General features: G+C 60.2%; 14 protein-coding genes. 4 read left to right on the plus strand and 10 right to left on the minus strand.

Annotation, left to right across the window (positions count from 1 at the left end):
- Positions 1 to 89: 89 nt before the first annotated feature.
- From ACLBKS_RS15080 to ACLBKS_RS15120, 9 genes are all read right to left on the minus strand, one after another.
- Positions 90 to 506 carry a F0F1 ATP synthase subunit epsilon gene (locus ACLBKS_RS15080; protein WP_410193633.1) on the minus strand — a complete coding sequence of 139 codons (417 nt, stop codon included), beginning with the start codon at positions 504 to 506 and terminating at the stop codon, positions 90 to 92.
- A 25-nt stretch (positions 507 to 531) separates the two neighbouring features.
- On the minus strand, positions 532 to 1947 hold the full coding sequence (atpD, locus tag ACLBKS_RS15085) for a F0F1 ATP synthase subunit beta (protein WP_410193634.1): 1416 nt from the start codon (positions 1945 to 1947) through the stop codon (positions 532 to 534).
- 39 nt (positions 1948 to 1986) lie between these two features.
- Positions 1987 to 2868, minus strand: coding sequence for a F0F1 ATP synthase subunit gamma (atpG, locus tag ACLBKS_RS15090; RefSeq protein WP_410193635.1), 882 nt, complete (start codon positions 2866 to 2868; stop codon positions 1987 to 1989).
- A gap of 29 nt (positions 2869 to 2897) precedes the next feature.
- The gene (atpA, locus tag ACLBKS_RS15095) at positions 2898 to 4451 is read right to left on the minus strand and encodes a F0F1 ATP synthase subunit alpha (protein ID WP_410193636.1); all 1554 of its coding nucleotides are present in this window, start codon (positions 4449 to 4451) and stop codon (positions 2898 to 2900) included.
- Positions 4452 to 4503: 52 nt separating this feature from the next.
- Positions 4504 to 5034, minus strand: coding sequence for a F0F1 ATP synthase subunit delta (locus tag ACLBKS_RS15100; RefSeq protein WP_410193637.1), 531 nt, complete (start codon positions 5032 to 5034; stop codon positions 4504 to 4506).
- A gap of 10 nt (positions 5035 to 5044) precedes the next feature.
- The gene (locus ACLBKS_RS15105; protein ID WP_410193638.1) at positions 5045 to 5515 is read right to left on the minus strand and encodes a F0F1 ATP synthase subunit B; all 471 of its coding nucleotides are present in this window, start codon (positions 5513 to 5515) and stop codon (positions 5045 to 5047) included.
- Between the two features lie 34 nt (positions 5516 to 5549).
- Positions 5550 to 5801 (minus strand): F0F1 ATP synthase subunit C, encoded by a 252-nt coding sequence (gene atpE, locus ACLBKS_RS15110; RefSeq protein ID WP_131277745.1) that lies wholly within the window; start codon positions 5799 to 5801, stop codon positions 5550 to 5552.
- 98 nt (positions 5802 to 5899) lie between these two features.
- Positions 5900 to 6781, minus strand: a complete 882-nt coding sequence (gene atpB / locus ACLBKS_RS15115; protein WP_410193639.1) for a F0F1 ATP synthase subunit A — start codon at positions 6779 to 6781, stop codon at positions 5900 to 5902.
- Between the two features lie 23 nt (positions 6782 to 6804).
- A complete protein-coding gene (locus ACLBKS_RS15120; protein ID WP_410193640.1) occupies positions 6805 to 7371 on the minus strand; it encodes an ATP synthase subunit I in 567 nt (188 codons plus the stop codon).
- Positions 7372 to 7550: 179 nt separating this feature from the next.
- Here ACLBKS_RS15120 and ACLBKS_RS15125 point away from each other — a divergent pair, with 179 nt between their 5' ends.
- From ACLBKS_RS15125 to ACLBKS_RS15140, 4 genes are read left to right on the plus strand one after another with little or no spacing between them, the layout of a single operon-like run.
- Positions 7551 to 7838: a DUF493 family protein gene (locus ACLBKS_RS15125; RefSeq protein ID WP_410193641.1), complete on the plus strand. Its 288-nt coding sequence runs from the start codon at positions 7551 to 7553 to the stop codon at positions 7836 to 7838.
- A gap of 13 nt (positions 7839 to 7851) precedes the next feature.
- Positions 7852 to 8538 carry a lipoyl(octanoyl) transferase LipB gene (lipB, locus tag ACLBKS_RS15130; RefSeq protein ID WP_410193679.1) on the plus strand — a complete coding sequence of 229 codons (687 nt, stop codon included), beginning with the start codon at positions 7852 to 7854 and terminating at the stop codon, positions 8536 to 8538.
- Between the two features lie 5 nt (positions 8539 to 8543).
- A complete protein-coding gene (gene lipA / locus ACLBKS_RS15135; protein ID WP_410193642.1) occupies positions 8544 to 9542 on the plus strand; it encodes a lipoyl synthase in 999 nt (332 codons plus the stop codon).
- 53 nt (positions 9543 to 9595) lie between these two features.
- Positions 9596 to 11206 carry a hypothetical protein gene (locus ACLBKS_RS15140; RefSeq protein ID WP_410193643.1) on the plus strand — a complete coding sequence of 537 codons (1611 nt, stop codon included), beginning with the start codon at positions 9596 to 9598 and terminating at the stop codon, positions 11204 to 11206.
- 86 nt (positions 11207 to 11292) lie between these two features.
- Here ACLBKS_RS15140 and ACLBKS_RS15145 read toward each other — a convergent pair whose 3' ends face one another.
- Positions 11293 to 14226 (minus strand): TIR domain-containing protein, encoded by a 2934-nt coding sequence (locus ACLBKS_RS15145; protein WP_410193644.1) that lies wholly within the window; start codon positions 14224 to 14226, stop codon positions 11293 to 11295.
- Positions 14227 to 14772 lie beyond the last annotated feature (546 nt).

Here is a 14772-nt window from a genome sequence, read left to right on the forward strand (position 1 = left end):
GCCCAACCGCGGGCACAAAACAAACAGCCCCGTGCATCGCTGCCGGGGCTGTGGGCAAGACCGGACTGGCCGGCGTTGGCAGACCGGAATTACTTCTTGCGCAGGTACTTGCGCAGGGCCGCGATCTCGGCGGCGGCGATCGCCAGCTCGGACTGAGCCTTGGCCAAGTCCAGCTCGCTCTTGGCGTTCTTGATCGCTTCCTCGGCGGCCTGGCGCGCGGCGCCCGCCTTTTCCTCGTCCAGGTCCTTGCCGCGCACGGCGGTGTCGGACAGCACGGTCACGCAGTCGGGCTGCACTTCCAGAATGCCGCCGGCGACGAAGACGAACTCTTCCTTGCCGTCGGCCAGCTCGATGCGCACCGAGCCCGGCTTGACGCGCGTGATCAGCGGGGTGTGACGCGGATAGATGCCGAGTTCACCCGACTCGCCGGGCAGCGCGACGAATCGCGCCTCGCCCGAGAAGATGGACTCTTCGGCACTGACCACATCGACGTGGATCGTGTTCATGGTGTAGCTCCGGTGCGGGCGCCGATCAAACCTTCTTGGCCTTCTCGAAGGCTTCGTCGATCGTGCCGACCATGTAGAAGGCCTGCTCGGGCAGGTGGTCGCACTCGCCGTTGACGATCATCTTGAAGCCGCGGATGGTCTCGGCCAGGGGCACGTACTTGCCCGGGGCGCCGGTGAACACTTCGGCCACGTGGAAAGGCTGCGACAGGAAACGCTGGATCTTGCGGGCGCGGGCCACGGTCAGCTTGTCTTCCGGCGCCAGCTCGTCCATGCCCAGAATGGCGATGATGTCGCGCAGTTCCTTGTAGCGCTGCAGCGTGCCCTGCACGGCGCGGGCCACGGTGTAGTGATCTTCACCCACGACTTGCGGGTCCAGCTGACGGCTGGTCGAGTCCAGCGGGTCCACGGCGGGATAGATGCCCAGCGAGGCGATGTCACGGCTCAGCACCACGGTGGAATCCAAGTGGGCGAAGGTCGTGGCGGGCGACGGGTCGGTCAAGTCATCGGCCGGAACGTAAACGGCTTGGATGGACGTGATGGAGCCGACCTTGGTCGACGTGATCCGTTCTTGCAGACGGCCCATTTCCTCGGCCAGCGTGGGCTGGTAACCCACGGCGGAGGGCATGCGGCCCAGCAGGGCGGACACTTCGGTACCGGCCAGGGTGTAGCGGTAGATGTTGTCCACGAAGAACAGCACGTCCTTGCCTTCGTCACGGAAGGCCTCGGCCATCGTCAGGCCGGTCAGGGCCACACGCAGACGGTTGCCCGGGGGCTCGTTCATCTGACCGTAGACCATGGCCACCTTGGAGTCGCCCAGGTTCTCCTGGTTCACGACGCCAGCGTCCGACATTTCGTGATAGAAGTCGTTGCCCTCGCGGGTACGCTCACCCACGCCCGCGAACACGGACAGACCCGAGTGCGCCTTGGCGATGTTGTTGATGAGCTCCATCATGTTCACGGTCTTGCCCACGCCGGCACCACCGAACAGGCCCACCTTACCGCCCTTGGCGAAGGGGCAGACCAAGTCGATCACCTTGATGCCGGTTTCCAGCAGCTCTTGCGAGGGGCTGAGTTCGTCGTAGGCGGGGGCCTTGCGGTGGATGGACGCGGTCTGGGTTTGCGCCACGGGGCCGCGCTCGTCGATGGGGTTGCCCAGCACGTCCATGATGCGGCCCAGCGTGGCCTTGCCCACGGGCACGGTGATGGCCTTGCCGGTGTTGGTGACCACCAGGCCACGGCGCAGGCCGTCGGAAGAACCCAGGGCGATGGTGCGGACCACGCCGTCACCGAGCTGCTGTTGCACCTCGAGCGTCAGGGCCGAACCTTCCATCTTCAGGGCGTCATAGACCTTGGGCATCTGGTCGCGCGGGAATTCCACGTCGACCACGGCGCCGATACATTGAACGATCTTGCCCTGCACTTGCGTGTTTGCTTGAGCCATGTCTTTGCTCCGGTAAATTGAATCTTGCTTGAACGGCCGTCAGACGGCCGCGGCGCCAGCCACGATTTCCGACAGTTCCTTGGTGATGCCGGCCTGGCGGGTCTTGTTGTAGACCAGCTTCAACTCGCTGATCACATTGCCGGCGTTGTCGGTCGCGGCCTTCATGGCCACCATGCGGGCGGACTGTTCGGACGCCATGTTCTCGGCCACGGCCTGGTAGACCAGTGCCTCGACGTAACGCACGAGCAACTCGTCGATGACGGTCTGCGCGTCCGGTTCGTAGAGGTAGTCCCAGTCATGCTGCGGGCCGCTGGCCTGCGTCTCGTCGCGCATTTGCTCCACGGACAGCGGCAGCAACTGCTGCACCACCGGCTCCTGCCGCATGGTGTTGATGAACTTGGTGTAGCACAGGTACACCGCCTTCAATTCACCGCGCGTGTAAGCGTCGAGCAGCACCTTGACGGGGCCGATCAGCTTGTCCAAGTGGGGCGTGTCGCCCAGCTGCACGGACTGCGACACCACCTTGGCGCCGACGCGGTTCAGGAAGCCCAGGCCCTTGTTGCCAATCGCCACCGCCCGCGTTTCCACGCCCGCGGCCTGAAGCTCGCGCAACTTGTTGGTCACGGCGCGCAGCACGTTGGTGTTGAGACCGCCGCAGAGGCCCTTGTCGGTCGTCACCACGATCATGCCGGCGGACTTGGCCTCCTCATGGGTCTGCATGAAGGCGTGCACGTACTCCGGGTTGGCCCGGCCGAGGTTGGTGGCGATGTTGCGCACCTTCTCGGCGTAGGGACGGGCCGAAGCCATGCGCTGCTGTGCCTTGCGCATCTTGGACGCGGCCACCATTTCCATGGCCTTGGTGATCTTCTTGGTGTTTTCCACCGATTTGATCTTGCCGCGTATTTCCTTGCCTGCTGCCATCGTGGGCTCCTAATCCTGTCGGGCCGGGATCACGCGAAGGTCTTCTTGAACGCGGCGATCGCGGCGCTCAGTTCGGCTTCAGCGTCCTTGTCCATGGCCTTGTTGGCTTCCAGCTTGGCGAGCAAGGCGGCGTTCTTGTCCTTGAGCCAGGCGTGCAGGCCGGATTCGAAGGACAGCACCTTCTTGACCTCGACGTCGTCGAGGAAGCCCTTGTTCACGGCGAACAGGGAAGCACCCATCAGGCTGATGGACAGCGGGCTGTACTGAGCTTGCTTGAGCAGCTCGGTCACGCGCGCGCCGCGGTCCAGTTGCTTCTTGGTGGAAGCATCCAGGTCGGAGGCGAACTGCGCGAAGGCGGCCAACTCACGGTACTGCGCCAAGTCGGTACGGATACCGCCGGACAGGCTCTTGATCAGCTTGGTCTGGGCAGCGCCACCGACGCGCGACACCGAGATACCGGCGTTGATGGCGGGGCGGATGCCGGCGTTGAACAGGCTGGTTTCCAGGAAGATCTGACCGTCCGTGATCGAGATCACGTTGGTCGGCACGAAGGCGGACACGTCACCGGCTTGGGTTTCGATGATCGGCAGCGCCGTCAACGAACCCGTCTTGCCCTTGACGGCGCCCTTGGTGAAAGCTTCGACGTAGTCAGCGTTCACACGAGCGGCACGCTCCAGCAGACGGCTGTGGAGATAGAACACGTCGCCAGGGAAAGCTTCGCGGCCCGGGGGACGGCGCAGCAGCAGAGAGACTTGACGGTAGGCGACGGCCTGCTTGGACAGATCGTCGTAAACGATCAGGGCGTCTTGGCCGCGATCGCGGAAGTATTCGCCCATCGTGCAACCCGAATAGGCCGACACGTACTGCATGGCGGCGGACTCGGAAGCCGTGGCGGCCACGACGATGGTGTAAGCCATCGCGCCGGCCTGCTCCAGGGCACGCACCACGTTCTTCACCGACGAGGCCTTCTGTCCGATGGCCACGTAGATGCAGGTCATGTTCTGACCCTTCTGGTTGATGATGGCGTCGATGGCCACGGCCGTCTTGCCGGTCTGGCGGTCGCCGATGATCAGCTCGCGCTGGCCACGACCGACGGGCACCATCGCGTCGATGGACTTCAGGCCGGTTTGCATGGGCTGGTCCACGGACTGGCGGGCGATCACGCCTGGGGCCACCTTCTCGATCACGTCCGTCATCTTGGCGTTGATCGGACCCTTGCCGTCGATGGGCTGGCCCAGGGCATTCACCACGCGGCCGACCAGCTCGGGGCCGACCGGCACTTCCAGGATGCGGCCCGTGCACTTGACGGTGTTGCCTTCGGAAATGTGTTCGTACTCACCCAAAATCACGGCGCCGACGGAGTCGCGCTCGAGGTTCAGGGCCAGGCCGTAGGTGGGCTGACCATCCTTGCCGGCCGGGAATTCCAGCATTTCGCCCTGCATCACCTCGGACAGGCCGTGGATGCGGACGATGCCGTCGGTCACGGAAACGACCGTGCCCTGGTTGCGGATGTCGGCGCTGGCGGACAGGCCTTGGATCCGGCTCTTGATCAGTTCAGAGATCTCTGCGGGATTGAGCTGCATGACTCTTTCCTTCTTACTCGTTGAGGAGGTGACGCGCGGCGGGCTCCAAGCCTCAAGCCGTCAGCGCCACTTTCATTTGTTCCAGACGGGCTTTGACGGACGTGTCAAGCACTTCGTCACCCACCACCACGCGGATACCGCCGATCAGTTCGGGGTCCAGCACCACCTTGACATTGAGCTTGCGGGCAAAGCGCTTCTCCAGCACCGCCTTCACGCCTTCGAGCGCCGCGCCCTCGATCGGGAAGGCGCTGTGGACCGTGGCATCCGACACGCCGCCCTGCGCGTTCTTGAGCGCGCGGAACTGGGCAGCGATCTCGGGCAAGGCGCTCAGGCGGCCATTGCCAATGACAGTGCGCAGGAAGTTCTTGGCGGCATCGGACAGCGGCGTCTTGGCCACGCTGGCGATCAGATCAAAGACCTGCGTCTCGGTCGCGCGCGGATTGCCCGCGAACTGTTGCAGCTGAGGATTGGCCGCGATCGCGGCCAATTCTTCTACCCAGCGCGAGGCGCCGTCGAGATCGCTCTTGACCGCGGCAAACAGCGCTTCAGCGTAGGGGCGGGCAATGGTGGCAAGTTCAGCCATGGTCACACCCTCACAGCTCGGTCTTCAGGCGGTTCAAGAGATCCGCATGGACGCCAGCATTGACCTCCTTGCGCAAGATCTGCTCGGCACCCTTGACGGCCAGCGCAGCCACTTGCTCGCGCAGCGCTTCACGCGCGGCGATGGCTTGCTGCTCGGCCTCGGACTTGGCGGCGGCGATGATCTTGTTGCCTTCCTCGGTCGCACGGGCCTTGGCTTCCTCGATGATGTCGCGCGCGCGGCGTTCGGCATCGGCGAGACGGGCAGCCGTTTCATTGCGCGAGGACGCCAGCTCGGCCTCGACACGCTTATCAGTGGCGGCGAGGTCGGCCTTGGCCTTGTCGGCGGCAGCGAGACCATCGGCAATCTTCTGGGCCCGCTCGTCAAGCGCCTTGGCGATGGGCGGCCACACGAACTTCATCGTGAACCACACCAGGATCGCGAAGACGATGGCCTGCAGGATCAGGGTTGCATTGATATTCACGGCTTACTCCTTTCGGGCGTGAAAGGAACCGAGATCAGGCGGCGATGACGAAGGGGTTGGCGAAAGCGAACAGCAGAGCAATGGCCACGCCGATCAGGAAGGCGGCGTCGATCAGACCGGCCAGAATGAACATCTTGGTTTGCAGTTCGTTCATCAGCTCGGGTTGACGGGCCGAGGATTCGAGGAACTTGCCACCCATCAGGGCGATGCCGATGGAAGCGCCGATGGCGCCCAGACCGACGATCAGACCGCAAGCCAGAGCAACGAGGCCGAGAATGTTTTCCATTTGGGAGACTCCTAGGTTAAAGAAAAGAAAAAAAGAGAAGCAAAAAAGATTCGAGATCAGGCGGGGCCGTCGCCGACCGCCACCACGCCCGCGTCAGATCAGTGCGCCTCGTGCGCCTGACCGGTGTAGATCAGCGTCAGCATCATGAAGATGAAGGCCTGCAGCGTGATCACTAGGATGTGGAACAGCGTCCAAACGGTACCGGCGATCACGTGGCCAATGGCCAGACCGATGCCCGTGGCCGACAGCGCCCAGCCGCCGCCCATCAAGGCGATCAGCATGAACACGAGCTCACCCGCGAACATGTTGCCGAACAGCCGCATGCCGTGGGAGACCGTCTTGGCGACGTACTCGATCATCTGCATCAAGAAGTTGATCGGGTACAGGGCCCAGTGGTTACCGAAGGGCGCGGCGATCAGCTCATGCGCCCAACCGCCCAGGCCCTTGATTTTGATGTTGTAGAACAAGCAGACCAGCAGCACCGAGCACGACAAGCCCAGGGTGGTGGACAGGTCGGCCGTGGGCACGACGCGCATGTAGTCCTTGAAACCCATGGCCGGGCCGACGTTGTGCCACAGCAGCGGAATGGCGTCCACCGGCAGCATGTCCATGAAGTTCATCAGGAAGATCCAGACGAACACGGTCAGCGCCAGCGGAGAAATGAGTTTGCGGCTCTTGGCGTTGTGGATCACGCCCTTGGCCTGGTTCTCGACCATCTCAACCAGGATTTCGACCGCTGCCTGAAAGCGGCCGGGCACGCCGGAAGTGGCCTTGCGCGCGGCACGCCACAGCACGAAGCATCCGATCACGCCCAGGACCAGCGACCAGAACACGGAGTCCAAATTGAAGACGCCGAAGTCCACGATGCTGCTCTGCTTCACGCTGTTGAAGGAAAAATCCTTCTGCAGGTGCTGCAGGTGGTGGACGATGTATTCACTGGCCGTCGGGCCGTGAGCTTCACTCGCAATCTCAGCAGACATAGATCAGATCACCAACTTTTAATTCAAACCTTGGGTGCCGTTGGCGCTTTGGGGGACATGCGCCGCATTTCGAACCATGCAGCCACCCCATGCGCCTTCATCGCCACCACCAGCCCGCCCACCAGGGCCAGCCAGCTCAAACCGGGGACCAGCCAAGGCGCTGCGGCCATCATGGCCACGGCCAGCGCGAGCTTGACCAACTCCCAAACGAAAAACCTCAGCAAACTGACGCCCGCCGCTCCGGCATGCCGGGCCACCGGCCGCGACATCACCCGCGCCAGCAGGGCTGCAGGCAGAACCACCGCCCCAGCGCCATACAACACGGACCCCGCGATGGACAGCGCCTCGCCCCCAGAATCGATCCAGCCGCTCACCAGCCCGATCCATCCCGTCAACACCGCGGCGAGCATTCCCGCCACGGCTTGCCAAGCCACGATGCGCCAAGGGGAGGTCACTGGATGCCGCTGGCGCCAAAGGCGCGCCTCTTCGGCACTCAAGGACTGAGACTCGACCTCTTCGGCGTCGTCCCAGGAACCCTGACTTTCCCGACGTTCACCCTCGTTTTTGGCGTGGTTTGTCAACTTTTGCAAAGCCACGCATTATAGGTTCAAAATTTCAGCCACCCGGGGTAATCCCAAGCGACCCACCGGGGCTTCGAGGCCCGGGGCGGGCGGAGCCCGCTCTTGCCATGACCTGGGGGCCCCATTGGTTTGCCCAGTTCCGTCCCCATTTGCATCGCAGAATGATCTCTTCTGCGACACTGCCCCCCATGAGCCAGCCCGAGACCCCGGCCTCCCGCGCCGACAGCCTGATCGAATATCCCAGCGCCTTTCCCATCAAGGTCATGGGCGCGCGTGCGGACGGATTCGTCCATGCCATCACCCACCTGGCCCGCGAGTTCGACCCGAGCTTCGACGCCTCCACCGTCGAGTTGCGCGAGAGCAAGGGCGGCAACTACCTGGGCGTGACCATCACGGTCACGGCCACCAGCCGGGAACAGCTCGACAACCTCTACCGCGCGCTGACCTCGCACCCCATGGTCAAGGTCGTGCTCTGAAAGCCTGACCGTGATGGAGGTGCGCGAGCTGGGCCGGGTGGACTACCTGCCCACCTACCAGGCCATGCAGGACTACACGGCACAACGCGGCCCGGACACGCCGGACGCGTTGTGGCTGTGCGAGCACCCCCCGGTGTTCACGCAAGGACTGGCAGGCCAAGCCGATCACCTGCTGATGCCAGGCGACATCCCCGTGGTGCAAACGGATCGAGGCGGCCAGGTGACCTACCACGGACCCGGCCAGGTCATGGCCTACCCGCTGCTCGACCTGCGCCGCGCAGGCTATTTCGTCAAAGAGTATGTCTATCGACTGGAAGAGGCTGTGATCCGCACACTGGCGCACTATGGCGTGACAGGTCATCGGGTCGCGGGCGCACCCGGCATCTACGTGCGGCTGAATGACCCGCACGGCCATGCGCCCCTGCCCCAGCGCCCGCAAAAAGGCCATGCCAGCGACAAGGCACCGAACTTCACCGGCCTGGGCAAGATTGCCGCACTGGGCGTGAAAGTGAGCCGCCACTGCACCTACCACGGACTGGCTCTCAACGTGGCCATGGACCTGGAACCCTACAACCGTATCAACCCTTGCGGGTACGCAGGACTGCCCACGGTCGATCTTTCTACAATGGGCACCGCCGTCGACTGGGCCGATGTGGCCCAGGTGCTGGGCGACCGGCTTCGCGCCCACCTCTCCCCCTGAACACCATGAACGAATCCGCCACCGTCCGCGAAGCGCAAAGCGTCGCCAGCTACGACGCTTCCGCCAAGCAAAAGGCCGCTGCCAAGCTGTCGCGCATCCCCGTGAAGGTCGAGGCGGGTGAGGTGCTCAAGAAACCGGAGTGGATCCGCGTCAAGGCCGGGTCCCCGACCACGCGCTTCTACGAGATCAAGAACATCCTGCGCGAGCACAAGCTGCACACCGTCTGCGAGGAAGCTTCCTGCCCCAACATCGGCGAATGCTTTGGCAAGGGCACGGCCACTTTCATGATCATGGGCGACAAGTGCACGCGCCGCTGCCCCTTCTGCGATGTCGGCCACGGCCGCCCCGACCCCTTGGACACGGACGAGCCGCTCAACCTGGCCAAGACCATCGCCGCGCTCAAGCTCAAGTACGTGGTCATCACCAGCGTGGACCGGGATGACCTGCGCGATGGCGGCGCCGGGCACTTTGTGGAATGCATCCGCAAGACGCGTGAGCTTTCGCCGCTGACGCAGATCGAGGTGCTGGTGCCGGACTTCCGCGGCCGCGACGATCGCGCGTTGGAAATCCTCAAGGCCGCGCCGCCCGATGTGATGAACCACAACCTGGAGACTGTGCCGCGCCTCTACAAGCAGGCCCGTCCTGGCAGCGACTACCAGTTCAGCCTGAACCTGCTCAAGAAGTTCAAAGCCCTGCACCCGGACGTGCCCACCAAGAGCGGCATCATGGTCGGGCTGGGCGAGACGGACGAAGAAATCCTGGAAGTCATGCGCGACATGCGCGCGCACGACATCGACATGCTGACCATCGGCCAGTACCTCGCACCCAGCAACAGCCACTTGCCGGTCAAACGCTACGTGCACCCTGACACCTTCAAGATGTTCGAGGACGAGGCCTACAAGATGGGCTTCTCCCACGCTGCCGTGGGCGCAATGGTCCGATCGAGCTATCACGCAGATCAGCAAGCCCACGCCGCTGGCGTGGTTGTGAGCGATCAGAATTAAAAGCGAAAATTTAAAATTAAACGCGAAAATTTAGTTTGACTCGCTTGTGAGTGGTGGCGCTGAATCTCAATAGCGACAACAACTTACCTCGGATTTTGGCCTTCCCGAAAGGCCAAGATTTATGGCGGATAGATTGGTTCGGGGACATCGCCTTCCCCGACCGGTCTCAGCGAAGAAAGCAGCCCTCGGTCTTTCTTCACCTCTCCAAGCGCTCCCAATCCCGCTTCCAATTCGGTCCGACGGGCCCCCTCCCGGGCAATACGGCCGCCCTGGCTCAGCGCCAACGGCGTGTCTGGGTGTCCGTTGGGACACTGCCTCTGCTGCGAATCGGCGACATCTGGCGTGATGGACAGCTGCACAGCCAGCCGGACTACGAGCTAGAGGAGTTCAAGAACGTGCAGATCGACTCCTCGACCGTTTCACTGGTCAAGGCTGGACTCAATCTGAACGAGCAGGGCTTCCTGCTGCCGGTCTCCGAGCACCCCTGGCACATGCAGTGCACACAGTCCTACTGCGTCGTGGTTGCCTTGCCAGATGGACGCCGACTCGTCATCCCGTGCATGGAATTGATCCGCTTCTACTTCGGTTCATCCAGCGGGTTGGTCTCGAGACTGTTCTCGCCACCCCTTCAGCGCGAGAGCCTCTACAGCAGAGCCGAACATGATTTGGCAGCGGGGCACATCGTTCTGCACCTGGCTGAAAGACTGTCCGGTGCGTCTGCCGCCGATATCGCCCGCATTCATCTGGACTCGCGAGCATGGCGAGCCGCAGCTCTGGTTGGAACCTCTCTCCTCAAGGCATCGACGTCACAGCAAGCCATCTATCCGCAGACCGTTTTCCCGTTTGAAGGACGGACAGATCTGCAAGCATCTGGGCAGTGGCTGTCATTTGGTGATCAGCCTCGCGCAAGCTTCCTGGTCTACAACCTTCGCTCCTGCTCTCATCCCTTCCCATTCCAGTCGCTGCAGTACGAGGTCCCGAGGCGCCATGGCGCACCCGATGCCACGAACTCCGGAGCAAAACCCAAGCCTGCATCCGCTCCTGACGGAAAAGATCAATCGCTCATCGAACGCGATGCGTCCAATCGACTGGCACCAAAGACTCGACGGTTCCAGGGTGAGCAGCGCTTCCCGGATCTGATCCCAAAATCGATCTGGCGACGCGCATCCATTACCCCAGAAGAATTCATTCAGTCGCGCAAGCGCTACTTGGCCAAGCAAGCCATAACCGCGGCCGCGGTTGGTGAGCCTGGCTCCGAGCAGCGGATTCGGCCAGTTGACTTTGCTACCGCCATTCGGTCGGCTGGCCCGGATCTAATGGGAGCACCAGAGTTTCTGCGGCCTGTGCTTCTTGAATTGCTTCGAGCGGCAGATACCACGATCGAGTTGTTGACCTGCAGCGATCAAGATGGCTGGACGATACCACTCCCGCTGGTTGTAGACGAAGATGGGGAAATCGATCGGAGAATTTTTTCTGAAGATACAGATTTAGGATCTCGCGTGAAACGAGCTTCTGTATTCGAAATTCAGAGACATAGTCAATCCGGGCGTTTGATCGTCATTGAAGATGACCCTGCCCATCAGGTATTTGCCTCAAATTCATCAGAACCTCTGCCCGAAATGTTGCGCCGAGCCGCAATTCACTACTGCGTGAGCAAGGGATAGATTCGGCTTGTCTACCTTACGGCGGCAGTTCACTCTGAGGCTCCGCTGTGTCTTTGGGTCGGGGCATTTCAGCAGCACGGGCTGGATCAACGACCTAGAAAATCCCTAAAAACTTCACGCAGCTGCCTGTTTAGATTGTTTTCGTTAACCAACTTCTGCACGGGACGTCGGAAGGACGAGGCCACCTCGTAGCGCATCTGACCTCGGGTCTTGTCCTCTTGGAGGACGCTATCAGCCAGGAGCTTCGCGATGAACTCCTCTGTGATGCCCGGCTTCGCGAACTTGTAGGTTTCGCCAAGCGACTTGGAGACAAAGCCACCCCCTACAAAGAAATAGCGGAAGAACTTCTTGATTTCTTCTATCGTCAGCAACGACTCACCACGTGCGCCGTTTCCGGCGAGCGATGTAGCCATCTCTCCTAGATCGCAACTGGCACGATCGAAGATGTCGAGGTTCATCGTCGGCGAGCGGTTGTCATCATGAATCGCAACGAAGGACGAATAGTAAAACTTCGTGTTACTGAAACGACATTTGATAAACGAGTCGTAGCCGACGAACCTGCAGTTCCAAAACTCTCGGTCAACAAACTGCAGCATCGGGAAGTCGCCCGAAATGAATAACCCCTTGGTCAATGTTCGCCCCCCTTCGATTTCATTGCCAACTATGGAGAAGATAGCAGAGCTGAAGCTATTGCGATTGAGCCCCTTGCCGGCTGTTGCCGCGAAGAGCTGCAGAAGGCTGCTGCAGGAAGCCCTGGCCGACTCGGCCACCTCCGGCTCCGTCTTATCGCTCAGCGCAATCGCCTTGAAGCTGGCGTAGATGCTGGAGAGGAGTTCTTGCACATCCTTCTTTGGCTTGGCAACATAGAAGCGACTGAGATCTTCAAAGACCGCGCCTTGGCCAGTAGCCAATCTGGCGAAATGCTTCATGAAGTTCAGAGACGCCGTGCTACGTTGCTCCAGCTTTTCGATGAGCCAAAGTGCCAAGAAATAGGATTGTAGGAAGTCGTAGCGGTACTTGACGACATCGTCCGAAATCTGGAGCAACGGATTCTTGCAGAAGATCTCGGTCACGGAGGAATTGGTCGCCGTCGCAGCCAAGTACGACTCCACGACATCGTTCAACTGGCTGACTTTAGCAGTTCCGAAGTGAGTACTGGAGAACTCCTTCAACACATCGACTAGGTCAGAGACCGATGGCTTCCAGGCCTGACGCTCCCGTTCGCGATCGATGATCGCGAAGACGAGCAGATCCACCGCGCGAACGTTGTGAGGGTAACCTGCTTCGGCCATTCGTTCCTTGATTGCGCCCTCGACCTTGAGTCGAATGCCGTTCCCGCCGACATCCTCTTCCAGCTCGCACAGAACATCGACGAAGAACGGGAGCACAGTTTCGTCGTCCGCTGCAGTGGACACTGCTTTGAGTGTCTCCTGAACGCGGTTGACGATGGCCTGCCGCTCGCCTTGAGAGCGCTTGGCGAAGCGCTTTCTAACGTACTGCTCAACCTCAGTGGAGGTGAATCCCCTGAGGTTGTAGATTGGCACCCCGTGTTTGCGCAGCGACGACACCGTCGTACCGACCGTGTCCTCTCGACCCGCCAGGAATACACGAGTCTGACCAAGCTCCGCATTAAGTGCCCTGATGGATTCAACGAAGGGAACCAGTTCAAAACTGGACGACATCATGCTGAGCAACTCGTCAATACCATCGATGAGAATCAGCAGACTTCCGCTAATCAGGAGCAGATCGAAAACGCTCTTGCTCACAGGAATACGCATCGGCGGCGCGCCGGCCGTTGCCAACGCCATGGCGTGCAACTCGCACAGTTCAAACAGCGTTGAAACATGTGATCGACGAAGCTGATCCTTGGATAACTTCTTAAGTGCATCCGCTTCGATGAGCATCACCCGAGAATGCCCGGCCCCGTCAATATCTGCAGACAGGCTTCGCAGCAGAGTCGTCTTTCCCGCGCCACCAGAGGCGACCAGCAACGACAATGGCGGGCTTTTATCGCTGATAACAGTCTCTTTGAGGTGCGCCAGGGCAGGTCCCAGTTTCTCCGTTTCGTTTCTATCGACGCGATATAGCGTTTGATCGATGAAGAACGGCTCCGTGAACGTTTTCGAGAACTGCAGAGAATCCGAATCGACGCAGTATTTGGCAAGGTAGTCTTTGAACGTCAATTCGGTCACGCGGACGCTATGACCGCCCTCTGCAAGACGCTCGGCGATGTAGTCTGCTTTCCCCGGGGAGGGACGCAGGACCGTCAATTCGCGAAAGCCCTGCAACTCCTTTGGGAGGTCGCGAATCCTTGATAGAAAATCTTCGACGATCTGGCGAATGGTAATGTTTTCCACCAACACCAAAAGAAGCTGAGGATGAGGTGTTTCAACTTGCCAGAGCTCGTACTTGATGCGACGTTGCCCCGAGAAATCTTTACCACCCCAAAGCGGTTTACGCCTCTTGTAGAAACCGGCAAGCAGGTCGTCTGTTCTCGTGAAGGAGTAACTGCCGCCGTCGTCCGATGCACTCTCGTCTGAGGTGGTCCTGACGGCTGACGCTTGCTCGGTGGAATGGCCAGCGATTGCCTCAAGTTCTTTTTTGAGTTTCCCTAATGCTTCGCTATAAACATTGCTGGAGCTGAAGTCGAAGTACAGCGACGTTTTTAGGTAGTGAGGCACCTCCGCATTTGCTTGGCGCTTGATCGCGAGGATGGGAGTACGAGACTTAGTAGTGACCTCCGAGAAATGGCGCTCCGCAGCCATTGCGGTTTCCCGGCCGACGCCTCCCTGACGAGTATTGGCCTTTTCGGTGTATTCCTTGGTGATGATGGCGAGTACAACATCGCTCTCGTATATGCCCGCCTCCATGTACCGGTTGCGGTCAACACGATGATCCATGCCACGTTGGTCGTACTCAACGTGCAAATCCGAGATCTTTTCTTGCAAGTCGTCAGCAAATTGCTGGACCCACTGCTTGTGATCTTCAGAATCCCAGCTATAAGAAATAAAGACTCGCATGTACGCTCCCTGAAATCTCCTTTTACCCAGGAGAGTACCTTATCTCGTGGGGTGAACCGCCCCCCGCCTCCTGGACGGTTTAGTTGTACTCCAGTTCATCCGGTGGTTGAACCTAGCCAATCTCTGCATACAGGCTCAAGTGACTTCGGTCAAATTTATAAAAAGTAAAGTACCTAGTCTGCCGCAATGAAAGTGAAAGAATGAAAATCAGTCTATGGTAACCGCACCTTTATGAAACATCTAGATAAGAGGGCATCAAATGCTTTTCGTTCGTACCGTTGCAACTCTCTTACTGGCAATTCCGCTGTCTAGCTTTGCAACTGACAGCAGCAACTCACCTGATCTTCTCAGTTCAAATGAAAGCATCGGCATATGTCTCGGGAAGGGTGGGCTAGCGAATATTGCTTTCTGGGGACCAGTTGGCCATGCGTGCAATGGTCTTATTGAGTGGGGGCGATATGAAAAACCTGGAACCATCGACCGTGAGATTTGCAGCTGTAGAGGGAATAGGAAAAACATCGATGGGGTAACTTTTTGGGGTCCAAA

Source organism: Hylemonella sp. W303a, from assembly GCF_046452315.1.
Taxonomy (GTDB): Bacteria; Pseudomonadota; Gammaproteobacteria; order Burkholderiales; family Burkholderiaceae_C; genus Hylemonella.

Bases quoted from the DNA above. Each gene is read 5' to 3' on its own strand.
- atpG (WP_410193635.1), bottom strand. From the start codon at position 2,868: ATGGCAGCAGGCAAGGAAATACGCGGCAAGATCAAATCGGTGGAAAAC.
- ACLBKS_RS15080 (WP_410193633.1), bottom strand. From the start codon at position 506: ATGAACACGATCCACGTCGATGTGGTCAGTGCCGAAGAGTCCATCTTC.
- atpD (WP_410193634.1), bottom strand. From the start codon at position 1,947: ATGGCTCAAGCAAACACGCAAGTGCAGGGCAAGATCGTTCAATGTATC.
- ACLBKS_RS15145 (WP_410193644.1), bottom strand. From the start codon at position 14,226: ATGCGAGTCTTTATTTCTTATAGCTGGGATTCTGAAGATCACAAGCAG.
- ACLBKS_RS15100 (WP_410193637.1), bottom strand. From the start codon at position 5,034: ATGGCTGAACTTGCCACCATTGCCCGCCCCTACGCTGAAGCGCTGTTT.
- atpE (WP_131277745.1), bottom strand. From the start codon at position 5,801: ATGGAAAACATTCTCGGCCTCGTTGCTCTGGCTTGCGGTCTGATCGTC.
- atpA (WP_410193636.1), bottom strand. From the start codon at position 4,451: ATGCAGCTCAATCCCGCAGAGATCTCTGAACTGATCAAGAGCCGGATC.
- lipA (WP_410193642.1), top strand. From the start codon at position 8,544: ATGAACGAATCCGCCACCGTCCGCGAAGCGCAAAGCGTCGCCAGCTAC.
- atpB (WP_410193639.1), bottom strand. From the start codon at position 6,781: ATGTCTGCTGAGATTGCGAGTGAAGCTCACGGCCCGACGGCCAGTGAA.
- lipB (WP_410193679.1), top strand. From the start codon at position 7,852: ATGGAGGTGCGCGAGCTGGGCCGGGTGGACTACCTGCCCACCTACCAG.
- ACLBKS_RS15125 (WP_410193641.1), top strand. From the start codon at position 7,551: ATGAGCCAGCCCGAGACCCCGGCCTCCCGCGCCGACAGCCTGATCGAA.